Source organism: Pseudophaeobacter flagellatus, assembly GCF_021228235.1.
Taxonomy (GTDB): domain Bacteria; phylum Pseudomonadota; class Alphaproteobacteria; order Rhodobacterales; family Rhodobacteraceae; genus Pseudophaeobacter; species Pseudophaeobacter flagellatus.
In genome coordinates, this window is record NZ_JAJQRG010000012.1 from 83,975 (window position 1) to 88,694 (window position 4,720).

At 54.1% G+C, this 4,720-nt stretch carries 4 protein-coding genes; 1 reads left to right on the top strand and 3 read right to left on the bottom strand.

The window, feature by feature from the left end; genetic code table 11:
- From LRK71_RS18535 to LRK71_RS18545, 3 genes are all read right to left on the bottom strand, one after another.
- Window positions 1–702: hypothetical protein (locus LRK71_RS18535; protein WP_232405454.1), on the bottom strand; the 702-nt coding region annotated here is incomplete at its 3' end.
- 269 nt (window positions 703–971) lie between these two features.
- The gene (locus LRK71_RS18540) at window positions 972–2,153 is read right to left on the bottom strand and encodes a hypothetical protein (RefSeq protein ID WP_232405455.1); all 1,182 of its coding nucleotides are present in this window, start codon (window positions 2,151–2,153) and stop codon (window positions 972–974) included.
- A 405-nt stretch (window positions 2,154–2,558) separates the two neighbouring features.
- Window positions 2,559–3,248, bottom strand: coding sequence for a winged helix-turn-helix transcriptional regulator (locus LRK71_RS18545; protein WP_232405456.1), 690 nt, complete (start codon window positions 3,246–3,248; stop codon window positions 2,559–2,561).
- 99 nt (window positions 3,249–3,347) lie between these two features.
- Between LRK71_RS18545 and LRK71_RS18550 the strand changes: the two genes are divergently transcribed.
- Window positions 3,348–4,154 carry a class I SAM-dependent methyltransferase gene (locus tag LRK71_RS18550; protein ID WP_232405457.1) on the top strand — a complete coding sequence of 269 codons (807 nt, stop codon included), beginning with the start codon at window positions 3,348–3,350 and terminating at the stop codon, window positions 4,152–4,154.
- Window positions 4,155–4,720 lie beyond the last annotated feature (566 nt).

A 4,720-nucleotide genomic window follows, 5' to 3' on the forward strand; every position in this document is an offset into this window, starting at 1 on the left:
ATCCTGGCTGGCCTTTTGGGGGGATTTATTGACCAACGGCAGAGTGATTGTCTGCTGCAGACGCTTTTCTAGAAATTGAAGTGCAGCAGGCAGGTCAGAATAGGAATACAGGTGATCGACCAGAAGCGCCCCGTTTTTATCCGTGATGAAATCTGCCTGCTGAGCGATATTGGCATAGGCGGGGCGACCCTCGGTAAGATAGGCCGCCACAAAGTCGTTAAAACTGACACCGGCAGTGCTCTTGGGGTGGCCCTGTAAGGATGGGCGTTGACGATAGCGAAACCAGCTGCCCAGCCATTGGATCGGCTCGCGCATGACAGCCATGGTTTCGATTGGTGGCAGACCCTTCTTTTCAAACAGGGATCGAAAATTGGTCTCAAACTCGCGTGCACGGGTATGTTTGAGCTGCGGCGGACCACGGAAAGTGGCTGAAGCCTTGGGATCCAGTGCTTTTTCCAAGCTGGATGTCCCGGTCTTTGGGACAGCGAGAACGGCTAAGCGCTCTCGAAAGAAAATCATCATTTGAGCGCCGCTTGCCTGTTTGTTTATCTTATCGCCGGTATAGCGGCGGATTGCTGCGCCATTAAACAGGGATTGTTCTTTGTGATCAAGCGACTTTTCTCTGTTTTGCGCTGTTGACCAGGGCGCAGCGAATGCTTTGCTGCAAGCGCGAAGAAGGTTCCCGAGAGCGGACCTTCGCACTGTTGAACCGCCCCAGGCGATGCTGCGCCTCGCATCAAGGTCAGCGAAGTGCAGATAGTAACCTTTGCAAAGTTCGGCGAGCGGCCCGGAGCCGACGTTCTTGCCCGTCGCACTTCAATGACCGCTGTCAGCGGTTTCAGGAAAATTCGCGAAACGCAGCGCTAAGCGAGGCGTCGGCAAAAATAGCTTCCGTACGTCCTCGACATTGTTGGTGGGCATGCACGCTAAACTTATGCGTACTACATCAAGTCGGGTACTACAGCCAAAGGTTATTTTCTGCCGATACTCGGTCCCAAATCATACCTGAATAACTCCACCCCTCTAGGAGATAGGTTTGCTCGAATTGCGTAAAGGTCAGCCCCTGGCGCATTTTCGTTTACATACTGTAACGCATTTTCCATTGCGGTCTTGGCTAAATTCGGCGTGTCATCCACGGTCGGGATGTTCATATCGAGATGAATGTCGTGCGGCAACGCCGAAGCCAAATCCTTTATAGTGATGGTCACATTGATTTTCGTCATATGTTTTTTCTCTTGTGCAAGGCGCAGAAACTCGTCTGCATACTCAGGTTCAAATGTCGTGGAAAAAATCGGGGAGGCTAGAGACTGACAAACGCCAGACAAGAAAACGGCGTCTTGCCTGTGCTTATCTTGGTTGTGTGGGTCCCATCGGTTGGGATTTGACAATGTGTTATGGCGCAAATGCCCCCTCAGTTTGATGATGCTCTTTGTGAGCTTTTCGGCGTCATATTCTGGGGCGGAAATCCCCTCCAATGTCAGAGTTACATCGGACCGGTGCCAAGTTTTATCCTTCGCCTGCTGCTTAAGAGCCCGTTGGAACTCCGGATTCCCCATAAGGGATTTCTTCGCAGCGGCCATTTTGAATGGGAGGTTGAAATTCGCCTCTAGATATAAGTAAAATAAATTGTAGGCATCTATACAGTGGCCGGATTTTAGATGGTGAACCCCTTCGATGTAAAAAGCGGTTTTCGCAATTGTGTCATAGTGTTTGGGGATTGCTAGGAAGGCTCTTCCATACAAAGAAAAATCCTCGGATGATGGTCCTTTGTACTCACCTGTCTCAATCTTGAAAGTCTTGAGTTTGATAGCCTCTTGCTCTTCAGTGGTTTCAGCATGGTAAGCGGTTTCTTTTGTGGAAAAATCTATATCGAGGCACTGGTAGGGCGCCAAAATTGACTGCCAAGACCGAATATCTCTCTCCGCCAACAAAGAATAGTTATCCTTGACAGAGATTTTCGGTATTTTATTTCCACCGTCACCGGATGTGAACGTTGGTGCGTTTCCAACGTCCTGCCCGGTGAAAATGACAGATACTTCTGAAATTTCCCCCTCATCCCTTGCTAAATGATAGGCTCTTGTTTCGTGCTGCACTACGAAGGGCGTATCAATTGTGATTTTGTTTTTTATTTTATACGAGACAACTACTCTCAATTTTCTTCGCCGCCCATTGTTTTAAAGATGCGATTTGCTCGACTATGTAACTCATAGCCAAATCAGATCGGCGGAGGCAAGAGAATCGGCCTAGATGGACAGAAGGGGTTGGTAACTGTCGCCATCGCACAACTCTAAGAATATGATCGACGCCTTGCGCGGGGTAGCGCCGGAGTGACCAGCAGCCCATGCAGTTACCATTAGGCATAGCGGTCATCGGTACATGGCGCAGCGAATGTCCGAAAACCGCCCTGGCCAGTAGGCAGAGCCATCTGATGCAGGTGCAGAACGAATGTCGTGAAAGGGCTGGCACCGGGCATCCGGTGTGGCCGACCAGGGCGGGTGACAGTGAAAATCACGCGCCGCACTGCCGCAAGGCGGCTCTGAGCCCAAAGCGGAACTTTCCTACGCGTTCGAACGGCGCGACGACACCTGCGTGATAGGGGCGAGATTGAGCCATTTCGTGAACGCGCGGCGCGCCCAGCCGTCGCCGTGAAACTCCAGAATCTGTTTGTCCATTGCCGAGGCCGGAGAAATATCCCCTCTTATGACATAAATGGCATCGGCAAGGGTGCATGCCACATAAAGGCTCACCTCCCCGCCCGGATCATCGACGCAAAGTTCACATCGCCCTTTCTGGTTCAAAAACCACCAGAACCGTTTCGAGTCTATTTGGTCCGTCAGCTCAAGCCGAATGAGGCAGCGCTTCGCGCCGAACGCATTCGGGTTGGTGGAACTTTCCAGGCTCCAAACAAGAAGCCCGATGTCCATTTCGTGCTCCCTCAGTTTGCGCCTCGTCCATCTCTGTCCCCAGACACCAAGGGCCTCGACGAGGGGGACGAACTCACGCCCGGCTTCGGTCAATGCATAGCCCGGCCGCTTCTCACCAATATCGTGACGCACGACTACGCCCTCATCGATCAACCACTTCAAGCGGGCCGACAGAAGCGATGGCGACATCAGCGGAACGCCGCGCTTTAGCTCGGTGAACCGACGCGGTCCCGCCGCAAGGTCTCGAACGATGAGCGCGTTCCAGCGTTCGCAAAAAAGCTCCGCCGCCTTGGCGACCGGGCAAAACTGGCCATAGGATTTCATCCGACCCGCCTTCCACGTTGCTACATATTTTGAACTATATTGCAGAGGGTAGCATACGTCATCATTGGTCCGACCGCAATCGAACCGCGAGGTGAAATCATGACCACAAACGCCGCCAGTGCTGGGCAGGTATCCAGGTCCGCAGCCGAAATCTATGACGAATTCTTCGTGCCTGCGCTCTTTGGCGAATGGGCGAGCCCGCTTTGCGACGCAGCAGCAATTGAGGTAACCCACAATGTGCTCGACGTGGCTTGTGGAACAGGCGCGACAACACGCGAGGCCGCCTCGCGTATCGGGTCGGGCGGCCGCATTGTCGGACTCGACCGAAATGCCGGCATGCTCTCCGTCGCGCAAAAGCATGCTCCAGGCATCAAGTGGGTTGAAGGCTTGGCCGAAGCGCTTCCGTTTGACAATCATTCTTTCGATGTCGTCCTATGCCAATTCGGGTTGATGTTCTTCGACGACAGATCGAAGGCCCTTCATGAAATGCGCCGCGTGCTTCGCCCGGGCAGCAGGATCGCCCTTTCTGTCTGGGATGCTGCTGCTAACTCACCCGGCTATGCGTGCATGATACAGCTCATCGACGAGATGTTCGGACAAAGCGCTTCAGACGCCCTCGGCGCTCCTTTTGTCCTTGGCGACAGGCAGGCGTTCCAGAACGTGCTCAAGGCAGGCGGGCTTGACGGCGCGGCCGTGACCACCATTTCTGGAGTCGCACGATTTGCGTCCATCCGGGAATGGGTCCGAATGGATGTTCGTGGATGGACGCTGTCTGACTTTATCGATGACGACGGGTTTGAAGCGCTGGTTGCGGCGGCGGAGACGCGGTTGGACACGTTTGCGGCAGCAGATGGCACAGTCGAATTCCCTGCGCCTGCACATGTTGCAGTGTGGACGCGCGAGTAGTGCCTTGGGTCGGAAGAGACGGCGCAGACAAACCTCGGCTGACCGCGAAAGTGATTACATCTTAACGTCAGCTTTGTCGCGCAAAGCGTGAGTTGACCGGGCCTGTGGCTTCGCAACCGCAGCGAACGGCGAACGGCGAACGGCGAATTTGCTGTACTGCATCGCAGCAGTGTAAATCTGGTTTCGCCCGAAAATGGCAGCGCATTCGTGACTTTGCAAAGGTCACAACCTGCGCTTCGCTGACTTCTGCACTGATTGCAGCGTCGCCCTGGTTGGTTGAGCAGACCCGAATGTCCGCTCTTGGGAAACCTCTCGCGCCTGCAGCAGAGCCTGCGCTGCGCCCTGCTGGAAGGTCGTCTTTGGGCTGGCTGCCGTCATTAGCTCACGGCAGTCAGGTAGGGTCTCACTGTGATCTTGCTGCTGCACCGCCGCAAGGCAGCTTGGAGCCCACCTTGCAGATTTTCTGCAACGCAGCCAAAGTCTGCTACCGCGTCAAGGCCATAGTAAAGATACGGTTACAGGTCGTGTTTTCGACCAGATATCTTCAAGCGGGCTGACCATCAGGA